The 18138-nt window shown below is 75.5% G+C and carries 6 protein-coding genes; 4 read left to right on the top strand and 2 right to left on the bottom strand.

What is annotated here, in order from left to right:
- The 4 genes from ACWD11_RS27510 to ACWD11_RS27495 all read left to right on the top strand — a co-directional run.
- Positions 1-1558 (top strand): ATP-binding protein (locus ACWD11_RS27510; protein WP_451286181.1); only part of this gene is annotated, 1558 nt, incomplete at its 5' end.
- A gap of 155 nt (positions 1559-1713) precedes the next feature.
- A complete protein-coding gene (locus ACWD11_RS27505) occupies positions 1714-3159 on the top strand; it encodes an acyl-CoA synthetase (RefSeq protein ID WP_451286180.1) in 1446 nt (481 codons plus the stop codon).
- Positions 3152-4486 carry a carboxyl transferase domain-containing protein gene (locus tag ACWD11_RS27500; RefSeq protein ID WP_389416186.1) on the top strand — a complete coding sequence of 445 codons (1335 nt, stop codon included), beginning with the start codon at positions 3152-3154 and terminating at the stop codon, positions 4484-4486. The genes ACWD11_RS27505 and ACWD11_RS27500 overlap by 8 nt, the downstream gene beginning before the upstream one ends.
- A gap of 222 nt (positions 4487-4708) precedes the next feature.
- Positions 4709-5746 (top strand): rod shape-determining protein, encoded by a 1038-nt coding sequence (locus ACWD11_RS27495; protein ID WP_389416185.1) that lies wholly within the window; start codon positions 4709-4711, stop codon positions 5744-5746.
- Between the two features lie 25 nt (positions 5747-5771).
- Here ACWD11_RS27495 and ACWD11_RS27490 read toward each other — a convergent pair whose 3' ends face one another.
- Positions 5772-16820, bottom strand: a complete 11049-nt coding sequence (locus ACWD11_RS27490) for an amino acid adenylation domain-containing protein (RefSeq protein WP_451286177.1) — start codon at positions 16818-16820, stop codon at positions 5772-5774.
- Positions 16780-18063 carry an MFS transporter gene (locus tag ACWD11_RS27485; RefSeq protein WP_451286175.1) on the bottom strand — a complete coding sequence of 428 codons (1284 nt, stop codon included), beginning with the start codon at positions 18061-18063 and terminating at the stop codon, positions 16780-16782. The genes ACWD11_RS27490 and ACWD11_RS27485 overlap by 41 nt, the downstream gene beginning before the upstream one ends.
- Positions 18064-18138: the final 75 nt, after the last annotated feature.

Raw genomic sequence — 18138 nt, 5'->3', positions numbered from 1 at the left:
GCCGGGGGCGGGGCCGGGGGTGGGCGCGGGGCCGGGGGCGGGGCCGGGGGCGGGGCCGGGGGTGGGCGCGGGGCCGGGGGCGGGGCCGGGGGCGGACGACGGACCGGGCGCGGGGCCGGGCACGGGCGCCGTACGGGGCGCGGGCGCCGTACGGGGCGCGGGCGCCGTACGGGACGCGGGCGCCGTACGGGACGCGGGCGCCGTACGGGACGCGGGCGCCGTACGGGACGCGGTTGCTGGGCTCGTCGGCAAGTCGGTGCTGATCCGTGAGGAGCGCGGCGGGCAGGACCGGTACCGGCTGCTGGTCTCGCTGCGCCACTACGGCCTGGAGAAGCTGGCGGACATCGGCGAGGTGACCGTCACCCGGCGCCGGCACCGCGACCACTTCGCGCGGCTGGCCGCCACGTACGAGCAGACGTGGTTCGGCCCCGACCAGGCCGCCGTCACCGACCGGCTGCGGCTGGACCGGGACGACTTCCGGGCCGCGCTGGACTTCTGCGTCACCACCCCCGGCGAGGCCCAGCACGGGCTGCGGATGGCCGCGACGCTGTGGTTCCACTGGGTGGCGGGCGGCGCCTGGGGCGAGGGCCGGCACTGGCTGGACCGGGCGCTGCGGACCGGGGCGCGCCCCGAGGCGGCGCTGACCCGCGCCATGTGGGCGGGCGCGCTGATGACGCTCGTGCACACCCGCACCGCGGCCGTCCTCGCCGGCGCCGACCCCCCGCACGGCACCCGGTCCGCCGACGCGGAACTGCCCGTGCCGGCCCCGCCCCCGATACCGCCCGACGTCTACGGCACCGGCCGGGCGGCCACCACCACCGTCGGCTTCGTCGTCCTCACCCGCGTCGAGCTGGCCTGCACCCTGGTCAGCCGGGGCCGGGCCCGCGAGGCGACCGGGCTGTGCGCCGAGGCCGTCGCCGTCTGCGAGGCGTACGGCGAACAGTGGGCGCGCGCCTGGGCGCTGCGCACGCTGGGCCTGGCGCACTGGTCGCTGGGCGAGTACGACCGGGCCGCCGAGCACGCGCGGGCGTGCCTGCGGCTGCCGTACACCGGCCACCGGCGCCAGAGCCTCGCCCGCACCCTGGACCTGCTGTCCGCGGCGGAGGCGCTCGCCGGGCACGCCGAGCGGGCCGCCGTGCTGCGGGGGGCCGTCGACCGGATCTGGCACGACATCGGCGGCGATCCGGCCCAGCCGCAGGGCGCGGCGCGCCCGGGTCCGGCCGAGCGGCACGCGCGGCGGGCGCTCGGGGACCAGGGCTACGAGCGGGCCCACCGGCGCGGCGCCGCCCTGTCCCGCGACGACGCCCTCGCCTACGCGCTGGGCACCCTGCGGCGCCCGGCGACCGGCACGACCGCCGAACCGGACACCCGCCCGCTCACCCGCCGGGAGGCCGAGGTGGCGGCGCTGGTCGCGCGGGGCCTGACCAACCGGCGGATCGCCGAGACGCTGGTCATCTCGCAGCGCACCGCGGAGGGCCACGTCGAGCGCATCCTGGTGAAGCTGGGCTTCAGCAGACGCAGCCAACTGGCGGCCTGGTTCACGGCCCGGTCGGCCTGAAAGGGGTCGCGCCGCGGGAGGGACGCGTCGGCCACGTCCCACGGGTGGCGTGGGCGCACTCACACCGGCAACCGGGCGATGCGGGGCGGTTATCCGGGGTTCGGTCGGCATCATGGCGTAACCGGAGCCCGTACGACGCCCAAGGAGTACGACGCGTGTCCACTCTCTTCCCGGCCCTGGCCGGCGGCCCGCCCGACCGGACCGCTCTGCGGTTCGGGGAGCGGTCCCTGACGTACGCCGAACTCGCCGCCGCGACCGGCGCCCTGGCGGACCGGATCGCGGGGCGCGGCAGGGTCGCGGTGTGGGCCACCCCGGCGCTGGAGACCGCCGTGGCGGTGGTCGCGGCGCTGGAGGCCGGGGTCGCCGCCGTGCCCCTCAATCCGAAGTCGGGCGAGAAGGAGCTCGGACACATCCTGTCCGACAGCGCACCCGGCTTCGTACTGGCCGCGCCGGGTGACGAACTGCCAGCGCCACTAAGGGTCTTGGAGCGCGTGGACGTCGACGTGCGCGCCACCGGCCCACGTCACCCCCGGCCCGCCGACGACGAGGACCCCGCCCTCGTCGTCTACACCTCCGGCACCACGGGACCGCCCAAGGGCGCCGTCCTGCCCCGCCGGGCCGTCGCCCACACCCTCGACGCCCTCGCCGACGCCTGGGGGTGGACCGGTGACGACGTCCTCGTGCACGGCCTGCCCCTGTTCCATGTGCACGGTCTCGTCCTCGGCATCCTCGGACCGCTCCGGCGCGGTGGATCGGTGCGGCACCTCGGCCGGTTCAGCCCGGAGGGAGTCGCGCGCGAGCTGGCCGACGGCGCGACCATGCTGTTCGGCGTGCCGACGATGTACCACCGCATCGCCCAGGCGCTCCCCGGGGACCCGGCGCTCACGCGGGCGCTGGGCACCGCGCGGCTGCTGGTGTCGGGTTCGGCGGCGCTGCCCGTGCACGACCACGAGCGGATCGCGGCGGCGACCGGGCGGCGGGTCATCGAGCGGTACGGCATGACCGAGACGCTGATGAACACCAGCATCCGCGCCGACGGCGAGGCCCGCCCCGGGACGGTCGGGGTGCCGCTGCCGGGCGTGGAGCTGCGGCTGGTGGAGGAGGACGGGGCACCGATCACCGCGTACGACGGGGAGACGGTGGGCGAGATCCAGGTGCGCGGTCCGAACCTGTTCACCGAGTACCTGAACCGGCCCGACGCCACGGCGGACGCCTTCACGGCCGAGGGCTGGTTCCGCACCGGGGACATGGCGGTGCGCGACCCCGACGGGTACGTCCGGATCGTGGGCCGCAAGGCCACCGACCTGATCAAGAGCGGGGGTTACAAGATCGGGGCGGGCGAGATCGAGAACGCGCTGCTGGAGCACCCCGCGGTGCGGGAGGCGGCGGTGACCGGGGAGCCGGACACCGACCTGGGCGAGCGGATCGTGGCGTGGGTGGTACCGGCCGACCCGCAGGCCCCGCCCGGCGTCGAGGAGCTGGCCGAGCACGTGGCCCGGCGGCTCGCCCCGCACAAGCGGCCGCGGGTGGTGCACCACTTGGACGCGCTGCCCCGCAACGACATGGGGAAGATCATGAAGCGGGCGCTGAACCATGGCTGACCGGCTCCGCGCCCGGGAGTTCCTCGCCCTGGTCACCGACGACTTCGTCGAACTCCCGCACCCCGAGCGGGACTCCGCGCCCGACGGCCCGCTCGGCTGGCGCGGGTACGACGGCTCCCGGCTGCGGGCCGCCGAGCGCACCGGCGAGGAGGAGTCCGTGGTCTGCGGCACCGGGCGCGTCGGCGGCACCCGGGCGGTGCTGATCGCGTTCGAGTTCGGCTACCTCGGCGGCTCGCTCGGCGAACGCACCGGCGACCGGCTGGAGGCGGCCCATGCGCACGCCCGGCGCTACCGGCTGCCGGTCGTGCCGCTGATCGCCACCGGCGGCAGCCGGATGCAGGAGGGCATGCTCGCCCTGACCCAACTCCAGCGCGTGGCTCGCGAGTCGGTGCTCACGCGGCAGGCGGGCCTCGCACAGATCGCCGTCCTGCGGGACCCGACGACGGGGGGCGGCTGGGCCACGCTGGGCGCGGGCGCCGACGTGGTGCTGGCGCTGCCCGGCGCCCAGGTCGGTTTCGCCGGGTCACGGGTGCGGCCCGTGACCGCGGACCCCGCCGCCTACACCGCGGAGGCACAGGTGGCGGCGGGCGCGGCCGACGCGCTCGTGGAGCCGGAGGAGCTGCGCCCGACGCTGGCCCGGTGGCTGCGCCTGCTGACAGCGCCCTCGGGGGAACCCGCGCCGGTGCCGGCGCCCCTCGGCTCCACGGAGCTCCCGGCGACCGGCTGGGACGCGGTACGCCGGGCCCGCACCCCCGAACGCCCGCGCGCCGAGGCCTATCTGGACGCCTACTTCACCGAGCGCGTCGCGATCGGCGGTGACCGCGCGGGCGGCACGGACCCGGACGGCATGCTGTGCGGCTTCGGGGAGCACCAGGGCCGTACGGTCGCCTACGCGGCGCAGACCGGGCGCGCCACCCGGCCCGCCGGATACCGCACGGCCGCCCGGCTGATCCGGCTCGCGGACCGGCTCGGCATCCCGGCGCTGACGCTGGTGGACACCCCGGGCGCGGCGAATGACGCGGAGGCGGAGCGGCAGGGCGCGGGGGCGGCCATCGCCGACCTGTTCTCGGCGGTGGCCGCGGCGCGGACGCCGGTCACCACGCTGGTCATCGGCGAGGGCGGCTCCGGCGGGGCGCTGGCGCTGGCCGCGCCCGGCAACACCTGGGCCACCCCGGACAGCTACTTCTCGGTCATCGCACCGGAGCTGGCGGCGGCCATCCTGAAGCGCCCGCCGCACGAGGTGGAGGCAACCGCGGACCAACTCCGCATCCGGCCGCAGGACTTGGCAGGGCTGGGGGTGATCCGCGGTGTCGCACCGAGCGGCTGACTCCGCCACAGGCCCGCACAGCTCGGGCTCTCTCCACCCCTCGAGAGCCGCCGCCTCCACTGACCTTATGGAATATTCATAAGGGAGATAAGCGACAAAACCCCCCATTCAGCGGCGCCCCGCCCGGCCCACCACAACACGCGCCGTCTCCCCGCCCCCCGCACGATGCGAGTGAGGCCCGCCACCCGGCGGGCCACGGTCCGTGCTCTCGGGAGGCCTGCCATGACCGCCAGTCTGGAGCAGCTGCGCCGCTGCCACTTCGCCGTCGACCTCGGCGCGGCGAGGACGCGGGTGTACGTGAAGGGGGCCGGGCTCGTCGTCGACCAGCCCTCCGCCGCCGCCGTGAACACCCGCACCGGCGCGCTGATCGCGGTCGGCGAGTTCGCGGAGAAGATGACCGGCCGTACGCCGGACTACATCCGTGTCGTCCGCCCCGTCTCCGGGGGCACGGTCGTGGACATCGAGATGGCGCAGCGCATGCTGCGGCATCTGCTGGGCGACAAGATCCGCCGCAATCTGCGCCGCAAGCCGCGGCTGCGGGCCGCCGCGTGCACCCCGCACGACGCCGATCCACTGGCCCAGCGCGCGGCCATCGAGACGCTGGTCGGGCTCGGGGCGCGCCGGGTGGAGCTGGTCGACACGCTGATCGCCGCCGCCGTGGGCTGCGGGCTGCCCGTGGAGCGCCCCGAGGCCACCATGATCATGGTGTGCGGCGCGGCGGCGACCCAGGTCGCGGTGCTCTCCCTCGGCTCGATCGTGACGGCCCAGCGGATCGCCGTCGGCGGCGAGGCCGTGGACCACGCGATCGTCCAGCACCTGCGCCACCAGCACGAACTGGTGCTGCCGAGCCAGTCGGTACGGCCGCTGCAGCTCGCCCTGTCCGGGAACGGGCTCACCCCGCACGGGCCGGCCTCCACGGAGATCCACGGACGGGACGTCGCCACCGGCCTGGCCCGCTCGGTCCAGGTCGACACCGCCGCCGTACGGAACGCCATCCAGACCCCGCTGACCGCCGTGCTCGACGGGATCGGCAAGGTGCTCCGGGACTGCCCGCCCGACCTGGTCGCCGACCTCGCCGACCGGGGGATCATGATGGTCGGCGGCAGTGCCCTGCTGCCGGGCTTCGACCAGATGCTGCGGCAGGCCACGGGGATGCCCGTGCACATCGCCGAGCGCCCGGACGTGTGCGCGGTCCAGGGACTCGGCACCATGCTGGAGGGCCGCATCCAGCCCCTGGAACTGGACCCCCTGGGCTCCTGAACCCGAGCCGGTCCCCCGCGCGCTGTCACGGCAGCCGCTGGAGCAGCGCGGTGAAGGTGTCGGCCCACCCTTCCACGGTCGACGCGGTGAACAGGTCCGTGGAGTACTCGAAGGTGACCCTGATCTCCGTCTCGCCCGGTTCCAGCACGACGTAGAGCTCGGTGCGCGCCACCTCCGGCAGCGCCAGGCCCGCCACCCGGGTCCGCAGCGGGGACAGGTCCAGGGTCGGCGGCGGGGTGGTGACCACGGTGAACAGCACGGTCGGGAACAGGCCGTCCCCGGGCTCCACCAGGTCCACCGCCTCCGTCAGCGGCAGCTCCTGGTGATCCAGTGCCGCGAACAGGCTCCCGGCCACCTGGGTCGCCAGCTCCCCGAAGTCCGCGGCCCGTGACAGCCTGGCGCGCACCAGCACCGCGTCCCCGAGCAGCCCGACCGTCCCCGCCAGCTCGCGCCGGGTGCGGTTGGCGCTGGACGCGGCCAGCACCACGTCCGCCGGATCACCGCACAGCCGCCCCGCCCACCGCGCGAAGGCCGAGGCCAGCACGGCGTACGGCGTCACCCCCAGGCGGGCGGCGGTCTCGGCGATCCGGGCGGGCGTGTCGCCGCCGACGGTCCAGGTGTGCAGAGCGCCTCGGCCCGACAACCGCTCGGGGCGGGGTCGGTCGTACGGCAGCGGCAGCCGCAGGGGCGCTCCGGCGAGTTCCGTCCGCCAGTAGCGCTCCAGCTCCGCCCGCCGCGCCGGTGTCAGCTCGTGCTCGTCGCGCGCGAAGTCCGTGAACTGTCCATAGGCCCGCGGGAGTTGCCGCCCCTGATACAGCTGCCCCAGCTCCTCCCGGAGCACGCCCAGCGACCAGCCGTCGCACACCGCGTGGTGGAACACCGTCAGCAGGATCCAGCGGTCCGCCGCGAGCCGGCCCAGCCGGAAGCGGAACAGCGGGGCCCGGTCCAGCGCGAAGGGCACCCGGGCGTGTTCCTCGCACCAGCGACCGGCGTCGACGACGTCCTCGACCGGCACCTGCACCGGCACCTCGGCCAGCACCTGGAACTCCTGCTCGGTGCACCTGCCGCGCAGCGCGTCGTGCCGCCGCACCAGCTCCGCCAGCGCGCTGCGCAGGCGCTCGACGTCCAACTCGCCCTGAATGTCGATGCGATGGGCGACGTTGTAGACGGACGGGTCGGGGCGTTCGTGCTGCCGCCGCCACAGCCGGCGCAGGGTCGAGGTCAGCGGCACGGTCGCGGCCACCCGCCGGTCGGCGGCCCGGGACGCGATCCCCCTGATCGTCGGCGCCCGGAAGAAGTCCGCCATCGACACCTCGACGTCCAGTTCCTCCGCCATCCGGTGCAGCAGCCGGATCGCGCCGAGCGAATGACCGCCCAGCTCGAAGAAGGGCCGGGTCACCGGCACCCGGGGCACACCCAGCTCCTCGCACCACAGCTCGTGCAGGGACTTCTCCAGCGGGGTGGCGGGCTCCGCGTCCGCCCGCGCGGGACCGGTGGGCTCGGGCAGCCGGGCCCGGTCCAGCTTCCCCGACGCGTTCACCGGCAGCCGGTCCAGGGCCACCCAGCGCCCCGGCACCAGATGCCCGGGCAGCTCGGCGGCGAGCGCGTCCCGCAGCGGCGCCGGGTCGTCGGCGACGACGTAGGCGACCAGCTCGCTCTCCCCGTGCCGGTCCCGGCGCGGTACGACCGCCGCGTCCCGCACCCCCGGCAGCGCGGCCAACGCCGCCTGCACCTCGCCCGGTTCGACCCGGTGACCGCGGATCTTGACCTGGTCGTCGGCGCGTCCGCAGTACTGGAGCGTGCCGTCGCCGCGCCAGCGCGCCAGATCCCCGGTCCGGTACAGCGCCCCGCCGTCGACGAAGGCCGCCGCCGTCTCCTCGGGCCGGCCGAGGTAGCCCAGCGCCACGGGGACTCCGCCCACGCAGAGCTCGCCGACGGCACCCACCGGCACCGCCCGCCCGGCCGGGTCCCGCAGCAGGATCCGCGCGCCCGGCACCGGCGTGCCGATGGGCGGCAGGGTCTCGCCCCCGGGATCGACCCGGTGCGAGGTGACGATGACCGACGTCTCCGTCGGGCCGTACTGGTTGTACAGCGCGCACGCCGGGTGTCCGGCGAGGAACCGCCGGAAGGCGTCGGTGAGGTGCAGCGCCTCCCCCGCCGAGAACAGCTCCCGCAGCGCGGGCAGTTGGGGGCCGGTCTCCATCAGGTACCGCAGCGGCGTGCACGGCATGAACATCCGCTGCACCCCGTGCCGCCGCGCCGTCTCCGCGACGGCCGCCGGGTCGTACCGCACCTCGTCGTCGATCAGCACCAGTTCGGCGCCCGCGGCCAGCGTCGTGAAGATCTCCTGCACGCTGACGTCGAAGGACGGCGAGGTCCACTGGAGGGTGCGCAGCGGCGGGTGCGCGGCGAGGTGGGCGCGGACCAGGTTCACCGGGCCCCGGTGGGGGACGACGACTCCCTTGGGGCGGCCGGTCGAACCCGAGGTGTAGATGCAGTACGCCGGATCCTCGGGGCGTACGTCCACGGCGGGCGGGTCTCCGGGCAGGGCGGCGTCCGTGTCCTCCATCAGGTGCGCCTCGGTGCCCAGGCCTGGGTGCCGGGCGAGCAGTTGGCCCGAGGTCAGCAGGAGGACCGGGCGCGCGTCGGCCAGCAGGGCGGCCAGCCGCGGGGTGGGCGCGGACGGGTCGAGCGGCAGATAGGCCGCACCGCTCTTCAGCACCCCCAGCAGCGCCGTGATCAACTCCGGCCCCCGCGGCAGCAGTACGGCGACCCGCGCGCCGCGTCCGGCGCCCCGGCCGCGCAGCAGGTGGGCGAGCCGGTTGGCGGCGGTGTTCAACTCGCCGTAGGTGAGCCGCCGTTCCGCCATGACGAGGGCCACGGCGTCCGGCGCCTGCCGCTCGACCAGGCCGTGCAGGGTGTCCTCGACGTCGGGGGCGGGTTCGTCGAGGCGGCCCAGCCGGGCGAGCAGGCCCGGATCGGGGTCGGTGAGGTCGGCGAGCGGGGCCGCGGGGTCCTCCAGGGCCCGGCGCAAAACCTGTTCCACCTGGTCCACCAGGCGCCGCACGGTCGCCTCGTCGAACAGGGCCGTGTCGTACTCGACCATGAACCGCAGGCCGTCCGCGTGGTGGGTCAGATAGACGCTGAGGTCGAAGGGGGCGCGTTCGCTCGGCACGTCCAGCAGGGCCGCGGTCAGCCGGGGCGGGTCGAAGTCGACGCCGCCTTCGTTCTCGTACTCGACCATCACCTGGAAGAGCGGATTGCGGCTCGGGTCACGCGGCGGGTTGAGGGCGCCGACCAGCTCGTCGAAGGGGACGCCCCGGTGCTCGTACGCCGTCATGCTGCCGTCGCGGACCCGGCGCAGCAGGGCCGGGAAGTCCGGGTCGCCGCCGAGGTCCACGCGCAGCGGGACGGTGTCCAGGAAGAGGCCCACCTGGTCCTCCGCGCCGGCGGGACGGGCGGCGACCGCGGTGCCGAGCACCACCTCCCGCTGCCCGCCGAACCGGCCGAGCACCGCGCCGATCGCGCCGGTCAGCGTCATGAACAGGGTGGCCCGCTGCCCGGCGGCGAAGGCGCGCAGCCGCCCGACGAGTCCGGCGTCCAGGTCGTGCGTCAGGCTCGCGCCCTCGCCGGTCCTGACCGGTGGGCGGGGGCGGTCGGTGGGCAGGGCCAGCTCGGGGGCGCCGGCCAGCTCGCGGCGCCAGAAGTCGAGGGAGGCGGCGGTTTCTTCGGGGCCGGGGCGGGCGGGCGCGGGCGGCTCGGGGAGCGGCGGCGGCTCCTCACCGCGGTAGTAGGCGGCGAGGTCGCGGGCGAGGACGGCGGTGGAGGAGGAGTCGAAGACGATGTGGTGGGCCAGCAGGAAGAGCAGGTGCCGCTCCTCCGAGAGCCGCAGCAGCCGGGCGGTGACCAGCGGTCCCGCGCCGAGATCCATGCCGCCGCGCGCGTGGGCGGCGAGGACGGCACGCAGCGCCTCCCGCTCGGTCGCGCCGCTGTGGTCGTCCACCGGGCAGTCCAGGTCCACCCGGGGCCGTATCTCCTGGTAGGGCACCCCGTCGGCCTCCCCGAACACCGTGCGCAGGGCGGGATGCCGGTCCGCGACCCGCTGCAACGCGCGGCGCAGCGCGGGCACGTCGAGCGGTCCGTCCAACCGGATCACCTTCGGCTCGCAGTACATGGTGGTGCCCGGGTGCAGCCGCTCCAGGAACCAGATGCGGCGCTGGGCGGGCGACAGGGGCGTACGGCGGGGTACGGCGACCGCCGGGCCGGGCTCGTATGCGCGGCGCCGCACCCGGTCCAGTACCGGCAGCCCGGCCAGCACCTGCTCCCTCGGCACGCCGAAGTCCACGAAACAGGCGATCTCGTCGGCGCCCGCCGCCACCAGCCGCTCCACCGACCCGGCCGCCGAGCGCTCGTCGCCGATGAGCGCACGGGAGGCGCAGTAGCGCTCGTAGGCCCGCCCGAGCAGGAACTCGACGTCCTCCTCCGGGGTGTTCGCCAGGTCCACGTCGAAACCCAGGCTGTTGGTGACCTGGTCGAACAGGGCGAGCGAGGAACGCAGATACGCCACGAACGGCCGGTACGCCTCCGCCCGGGCCCGCTCGGCGTCCTCGCCGAGGTAGGTGTGCACCAGGACCACGACCCGCCCGGCCGCCGGATCGAGGCCGTGCTCGGCACGGGTACGCCGGTACAGCGCGATGTTCGCCGCGAGCTGCTCGACGGTCTGCGTCATCAGGTTGGTGACGACACCGAGCCCTTCGGCGGCGGCCCGCCGGTAACTGTCCGGGTTGCCCACCACCGCCGCGTAGAGCGGCAGTTCGACCTGGACGGGGCGGGGGTGCAGCCGTACGTCGACCTGTGCGCCGTCGCCCGCGGTGACCGTGACCGGCTGTCCCGACCACAACTGCCGGACCGTCGCAAGCCGTTCGTACATCACCTCGCGGTGGCGGCCGTAGTTCTCCGGTGCCAGCGCGAAGTCGGTGGCGTGCCAGCCGCTCGCGACGCACAGGCCCGCCCGGCCGCCGGAGATGTTGTCGACGACCGACCACTCCTCGGCGACCCGCACCGGGTGGTGCAGGGGCAGCACGACCGAACCGGCGTTCAGCCGGATCCTGCTGGTCCGGGCGGCGAGGGCGGCGGCCAGGACGGAGGGGTTGGGGAACAGGGCGCCGAAGGAGTTGAAGTGCCGCTCGGGGAACCAGAGCCCGTGGAAGCCCTGGCGGTCGGCGAACTCGGCCGCGTCCATGATGAGGCCGTACTTGTCGTGGGCGGTGTCCTCGGGGTAGTCGCCGAAGAAGTAGAGGCTGAAGTCGGGGCCGGTGGTGGGGGTGTAGGGGGTGGGGGTGAAGGGGGTGGGGGTGAAAGGGGTGGCGGCCGGTTCCGGTGCCCTTACCGGCTCCGGGTGCGGGTTCGGGTCCGGTTTCGGGTTCGGGTCCGGTGGGGCGGCCAGGACGTCGAGTTGGCGGTTGATGACTCCGGTGACCTGGTCGGCGAGCTGCTGGGCCAGCTTCAGCTGCTGGGCGAAGAGGTCGTGGAGGGCGGGGGGTGTTGCTTCGGGGGCGATGGGGGTGGCGAGGGGGGCGGGCTCGGGTTCCGGTGCTTGCCGGGGTTCCGGTGCCGGAGCGGGATCCGTCGTCACTCCCGCCCCCGCCCCCAGCAGCTCCGCCAGCCTCGCGGGCGTGTCCGCCGACCCGAACAGCTCCCGCACCGGTACGCGCACGCCGTACCGCTTCTCGAGCTGGGACGCCATCCCCATCAGGGCGAGGGAGTCCGCGCCGAGCTCGAAGAAGGAGCGGTCCGGCGCGAGGTCGGCAACCTCGCACCCGAGTGCGGCGGCCGCCAACTCGCGTACGGAGGCGAGTACTTCACCGGAGGGTGCCGCGCCGGTGACTTCGGTGGCCCGACGCGCCCGCAGCGGATGCCCCGGCAGCGACACCCGCCCGCCGCGCCCCGTGATCGCCCGCCAGTCCAGCTCCGCACCCCGCTCGTACGCCGCCCCCAGCCCGGTCAGCACCCCGCGCACCTGCTCGACGGCCCCGGCTCCCGGGCCCTGCCCGCCCAGCCAGCGGCTGCCCGGCGCGCAGTGCCGCCCGATACCGGTGAGCGTGTCGCCCGCGCCGATCTCGACGAAGTCGCCGAAGCCGCGATCGACGGCGGTGGCCATGGCGAGGTCGAACCGGACCGGCCGCCGGGCCTGGCGGAGCAGATAGTCGGCGTCGACGGTCCAGCCCTCGGGCCGCAGTTCACCGTCGGCGGTGGTGATCAGCGCGGTGCGCAGCGGCCGGTACGTCACCTGCTCGGCGTACGAACGGAATGCGCGCAGCGCCTCGTCCACGGCGGCGGAGTGGAAGGCCCGGTCCACGGGCAGCGCCCGCCATCGCAGCCCCGCCTCGTCGAGAAGGCGGGCCGCGACCTCCAAGGAGGCCGGGGACCCCGAGATGACGTGGGAACGCGGCCCGTTGACGGCGGCCGGTTCAGCTCCCGCCTCCCGCGCCACGCGCTCGACCTCCTCCCGCCCGCCCCGCACCGCGAGCATGCCGCCCGCCGGGCACAGGGTGTGCATGAGCTCTCCGCGCCGGGCGGTGAGCCGCAGCCCGTCCTCCACGCTGATCGCCCCGGCGACGCACAGCGCCGCGTACTCCCCCACGCTGTGTCCGAGGAGCAGTGCCGGGCGTACTCCGGCCGCCCGCCACGCCTCGGCGAGCGCGACCTGGTGGACGAAGAGGGCGGATTGCGCGGTCTCGGTGGGCCAGACCGGGTCGTCCTCCCCCGCGTCGAGGAGCGGCGACAACGAGTCGTACCGGTCGAGGATCCGCCGGGCGGCGGGGAACGCCGCGTACAGCCCGCTCGCCATCCCCCGGCGCGCACTGCCCTGGCCCGGGAAGGCGAAGGTCACCGGCCCCAACAGCGCACGCTCCGAGGCTCGTTCGGTCAGTGTCCGGGTCAGCTCTTCGGCGGTACGGCCCACCGCGGTGACCCGGCAGGGGCGATGCGGGCGGCCGAGGGCGAGGGTGGCGGCCACGTCACCGGCGGCGAGGGCGGGTTCCTGGCGCAGCCGTTCGGCGAGGGCGTCGGTGAAGGACCGCAGGGCCTCGTCGTCGGTGGCCGAAACCGGTACCAGAACCGGGAGATCGGGATCGGCGGCCTTCCGCACCGGCGCCTCCTCCAGCACCACGTGCGCGTTGGTGCCGCCGACCCCGAGGGCGCTGACCCCGGCCCGGCGTGGGGTGCCGTCCACGACCTGCCAGGGGCGCAGCTCGGTCGCCAAGGTGAGCGCGGGCGCGCGGAGTTCGGGGTTGGGCCGGGTCAGATGAAGCGTCGGTACCAGTGTGCGGTGCCGCAGCATCAGGACCGTCTTGATGAGTCCGGCCATGCCGGCGCAGCTGTCGAGATGCCCGATGTTCGGCTTGACCGACCCGACGGCACAGGGAACGGTACGCCCGGCCCCCTCGCCCAGCGCCCGCCCGAGCGCCTCGAACTCCACCGGGTCGCCGAGCCGGGTGCCGGTGCCGTGGGCCTCGACGTACGAGATGGTCTCCGGGGGAACCCCGGCCCGGCGCAGCGCCTGCCGCACCACCTCCACCTGCCCGGTGACCCCCGGGGCCGTGAAGCCGACCTTGCCCGCGCCGTCGTTGTTGACCGCCGAGCCGAGGATCACCGCGTGCACGGTGTCGCCGTCGGCGAGGGCGCGGTCGAGCCGTTTGAGCAGGACGGCGGCGACGCCGTTGCCGCCGACCGTGCCGTCGGCGTCCGCGTCGAAGGCCCGGCAGCGTCCGGTGGGCGACAGGATGGACCCGGGGTGGGGGCGGTAGCCGCTCTCCTGGGGCAGATGCACGGCCGCGGCACCGGCCAGCGCCAGGTCCGTGTCCCCGCTCAGCAGGGCCTGGGTGGCCAGGTGGACGGCGACCAGCGAGGTGGAACAGGCGGTCTGCACACCGATCGCCGGGCCGGTGAGCCCGAGCCGGTAGGCGACGCGGGTGGCGAGGAAGTCGGGCTGGCGCCCGATCGCGCTCTGCATGCCGGTCGCGGGGTCGTCGGGGGCCGCCCCGGCTTCGACCGGCGCCTGATGGCCGTAGAGGCTCATGCCGGAACCGGCGAACACGCCGATCCTGGTGCCGGGTTCGGTCGCCGCGTAGCCGCCGTCCTCCAGCGCCCGGTGGCAGCACTCCAGGAACAGCCGGTGCGCGGGATGCGTGAGCCCGGTCTCCTTGGGGCTCATGCCGAAGAACTCGGCGTCGAACTCCTCGGCCCCGTCCAGGACTCCGCCGACCGGCACCCGGTCGGCCGTGATCTCGCCGAAGACCCCGACACTGTCGACGCCGTCCCGCAGATTGGCCCAGAACCGGTCCACGGTGTCCGCGCCGGGAAAGCGCAGCGCCATCCCTACGACGGCGATACGGCGGTCGGCGCCCCCGGCGTCCGCCACCGGCGCCGACGGCACGTCCACCGGCGCGTCCCCCAGATGCGCGGCGAGCGCCGCGACCGTCGGATGCTCGAAGAACACCGTCTGCGGAATCCCCACCCCAAGCCGCTCCTCCAACCGGGCCCGCAACCGAACGACGAGCACGGAGGTCAGACCGAGCTCATAGAAGGGGGTATACGCGTCGACCGCCCGCCCAAGAAGAACCCCAAGCTCCTCCCCCACAACCCGCGCAACGACGCCGACACCGGGCCGGGAGGCGGCGGCGGACCGGGAGGCGGCGTCAGACCCGCCGGGGATGCCAGACCCGGAGGCCACGCCGGGCCCGGACGCGGCACCCGGCCGGGAGGGGGCGCCAGACCGGGAGTCGGCGCCAGGCCCGGACGCCATGCCGGGCCCGGACGCGGTACCCGGCCGGGACGCGGCGCCTGGCCCGGAGGGGACGCCAGGCCCAGAGCCGGCGCCAGGCCCGGAGCCGGCGCCAGACCTGGGGGCGGCACCCGGCCCGGACTCGACATCCGGCCCCGACGCAACACCAGGCCCGGCCGCAGCACCCAGCCGGGACGCGGCACCAGGCCGGAACGCCACGCCAGGCCCGGAGGGGACGCCGGACCAGGAGGGCCCGCCAGACCCGGAGGAGGCGCCAGACCCGGACGCCATGCCGGGCCCGGACGCGGTACCCGGCCGGGACGCGGCGCCTGACCCGGAGGGGACGCCAGACCCGGAGGGGACGCCAGACCCGGAGGGGACGCCAGACCCGGAGGCGGCACCCGGCCGGGACTCGACACCCGGCCCCGACTCGACACCAGCCCCGACCGCGGCAGCAGGCCGAGAGGACCCGCCAGCCCCGGAGAGGCCGCCAGACCCGGACGCGGCACCCGGCCCAGAGAGCCCGCCAGCCCCGGACGTGGCGCCGGCCCCGGACGCGGCACCCGGCCCGAAGAGGCCCCCCGGCCCCACCCCGGCCCGCTCCGCGAGGAACCGTTCCCGCAGTGCGGCTCGCCGCACCTTGCCTGCCGGAGTCCGCGGGAAGTCCGCCTCCCGCACGGGCGTGACGTGGGCGGCGGTGAGGCGGAACCGGGAGTACAGGGCCGCCCTCGCCTCCCGCGCGATCCGTACGTCCTCCTCGGCACCCCGGCTGACGAAGAACAGGGCCAGCTCCTCGGTGCCGCGCTCCGCGTCCGGCACCCCGCACGCGCCGACCTCTCCCTGCCGGATGCCGGGCACGGTGCTGACGGCCTCCTCCACCTCATGGGCGTGGACGTTGTGCCCGTTGAGGACGATCAGGTCCTTGCGGCGCCCGGTGATGACGACCTGCCCCGCGTCGAGGAACGCCAGATCGCCGGTGTCCAGCCAGTCCCGTCCGGCGGGGAAGGCCGCCGCGTCGGCGTCGGGGTCGTCGACGTAGCCGGGGGTCAGCCGGGCCGGCGCGTGGACCTGGAGGCGGCCGATCCGCCCGTCGGCGGCGAGGTCGCCCCGGTCGTCGACGATGCGCAGGGTGACCCCGTGCGCGGGCGCGCCGGCCGCGACGAAGGTGACCGTCTCGTCCTCGGGCGCGGCGGCGTCGGCGCGCACCAGGTCACCACCCAGGCTGCGCTTGAGAAGACGGTGCACGGTGCCGGGCCGGTCGAGACGGCCGTAGGTGACCGCCGTGACCGTCTCCGCCATCCCCCAGGCGGGCACGATGTGCCCCTCGCGGACGCCGTAGGCACCGGTCGCGTCGAGGAAGCCGCGCATCACGGGCAGCGTGATCTGCTCGCCGCCGCAGACGAGGGTCTTGAGCCCGCTCAGGTCCCAGGACCTGCCCGGGACCGGGTCCGCGGCGCCGAGCGCGTCGGCGACGAGCCGGTAGGCGAAGGTCGGCGCCCACGCGTGCCGCGCCCGGTGTTCCTGCATCAGGTCGAGCCAGCGCAGCGGATCGGCGAGGACCCGCTCGGTCGGCGCGTGGACGTTGTCGCAGCCGACGAAGACGGCGAGCAGGTGGTAGAGCAGGAACGCCCCGCTGTGGTCGACCGGGAGCCAGTTGACCATGGTGTCCTCGGGCCGCACGTCCAGGATCCGCCGACTGCTCGCGGCGAAGTCGGCGAGGCCCGCGTGGGTGAGCCGCGCGGCCTTCGGGGCGCCGGTGCTGCCGGAGGAGAGCATCAGCAGCGCGACGTCCGCCCCGTCGGGATGGACGTACTCGTGCGCGGGCGCGGCGGCCGCACACTCGCGCACGTCCGCCACCCGCACTCCCTCGACGCCGGTCCCGTCGGTGAGGACGAGCGGGTTGTCCAGCAACGCGCAGGCGTGCAGCAGGCGTTCCCGCGCGGGCGAGCCCGGCAGGGGCGGCTCCGCGATGGCGACGGGCCGCATGCCGCCGAGCACACAGGCCCAGAAGGCGGGGAAGAAGTCGACGAGCGGCAGCCCGCAGAGCACGACGACGTCCCCGCGCCCCACCCCGCGCTCCCGCAGTCCGCCGAGCAACCGGCGCGCCCGCAGGAGGAGTTCGGGATGGCTGAGGCGGGTGGCGGACCCGTCGGCGCCGACGGCGACGACCCCCGCGTCCGTCGCCGACTCCGCCGCCCGCAGCAGCGCCTCCACCGCGTTCGGCGGATCCGAGGCGTCCCGTTCCGGCTCAGGTCCCCGGCAGACAGCCGTCCCCCGTACGCGTTCCATGCGACCCCTCTCCCTCTTGCGGTGCCTCGGACGTCGGTTGATCTTTCGTGTAGCGCACGCCGGTGGTCTTCCGGTCGACGCGTCCCGCGCGCAGCGCGAGCAGCAGGGCCAGGGCCCCGCACACGGCGACTCCGTGGAAGAGCGCGACGACGGTCAGCGGCGACAGGGACTCCAGAGCGGCCGCGGCGGCGACCGTGCCCAGCGCGAAGCCGCCCTGTTCCGCCATGGCGGACAGCCCGAACAGCCGCCCGCGTTCCCGGTCCCCGGCGGCTTGCAGGCGTGAGGTGTAGACGATCTCGGTCCAGCCGTCGGCGAACCCGGCCGCCGCGGCGGCGACCGTCAGCGCCACGGCGGGCAGCCCGGTGAAGGCGAGGACGAAGGAGCAGGACATCGCGCAGGTGCCGAGCGCGAAGGCCCGCTCCCCGCGCGCCGTGCCGCCCCGCTTGAGCACCTGATGGGCGAGCAGGGTGCCGACCGCCCAGGCGACCCAGAACCGGCTCATGTACAGCGCGGGGTCCGCGGCGTCGGCGAGTTCGGCCGCGATCGGCAGGGCGACGTTGTGCGAGGAGGAGGCCAGCGCGTCCGTCCCGCGCAGCGCGATCAGCCCGAGCAGCAGCGCGGGCACCCCGGCCGCCGCCCGCCACCAGGGAAGGGCGGGCCCGGAGTCGGCGGCCTGGCCCGGGGTCTCCTCCTCGGTGCGCGGCCGCAGCACCAGCAGGGCAACCCCGGACACCACGAAGCTGGCGGCGTTGACGGCGAAGGCGGTGCCGTAGCCGCCGTGGGCGATGACGGGGGCGGCGGAGGCGAAGCCGAGGACCGTGGCGAGTGAACGGGCGGTGACCAGCAGCCCGTTGGCGTGCGCGCGGCCCTCCTGCCCGACCATGACCGGGACGGCGCTGCGCAGGGCGACCCCGAAGAAGGTGTTCCCGGCCCCCAGCACCATGACGGCAGCGCCGAGCACCCATAACGGCGTCCGCGTCCCGCACACCGCGAGCACGGTCATGGCACCGGCCTGCGCGGTGTCGGCGCCGATCATCACGGCCCGGCGCCCGACCCGAGCGGCGACCGCTCCGGCGGCGGGCCCCGCCGCGACCCCCGCGAGCAGCCGCAGCGCCATCACGGCCCCGATACCGAAGGCGGTGCCCGTGACCTCGTAGGAGAAGAGGCTCAGCGCGATCAGGTTGAGGTAATTGCCATAGGCGGACACGGCGTACGAGGTCACGAGCAGCCGGAACCTGAACATCTGAGCGAGCATATCGAGTGCTCCGGGGAACGGGCACTGTCAGGCCAAGGCGGCCGGAACACACCTGAGTTGGCC

The organism is Streptomyces sp. NPDC002776, from assembly GCF_053592195.1.
This window is presented reverse-complemented; position numbering and strand designations above follow the sequence as displayed.

Excerpts from the sequence above, each read along its gene's own strand:
- ACWD11_RS27490 (WP_451286177.1), bottom strand. The coding sequence starts at position 16,820 with ATGGAACGCGTACGGGGGACGGCTGTCTGCCGGGGACCTGAGCCGGAA.
- ACWD11_RS27485 (WP_451286175.1), bottom strand. The coding sequence starts at position 18,063 with ATGTTCAGGTTCCGGCTGCTCGTGACCTCGTACGCCGTGTCCGCCTAT.
- ACWD11_RS27500 (WP_389416186.1), top strand. The coding sequence starts at position 3,152 with ATGGCTGACCGGCTCCGCGCCCGGGAGTTCCTCGCCCTGGTCACCGAC.
- ACWD11_RS27495 (WP_389416185.1), top strand. The coding sequence starts at position 4,709 with ATGACCGCCAGTCTGGAGCAGCTGCGCCGCTGCCACTTCGCCGTCGAC.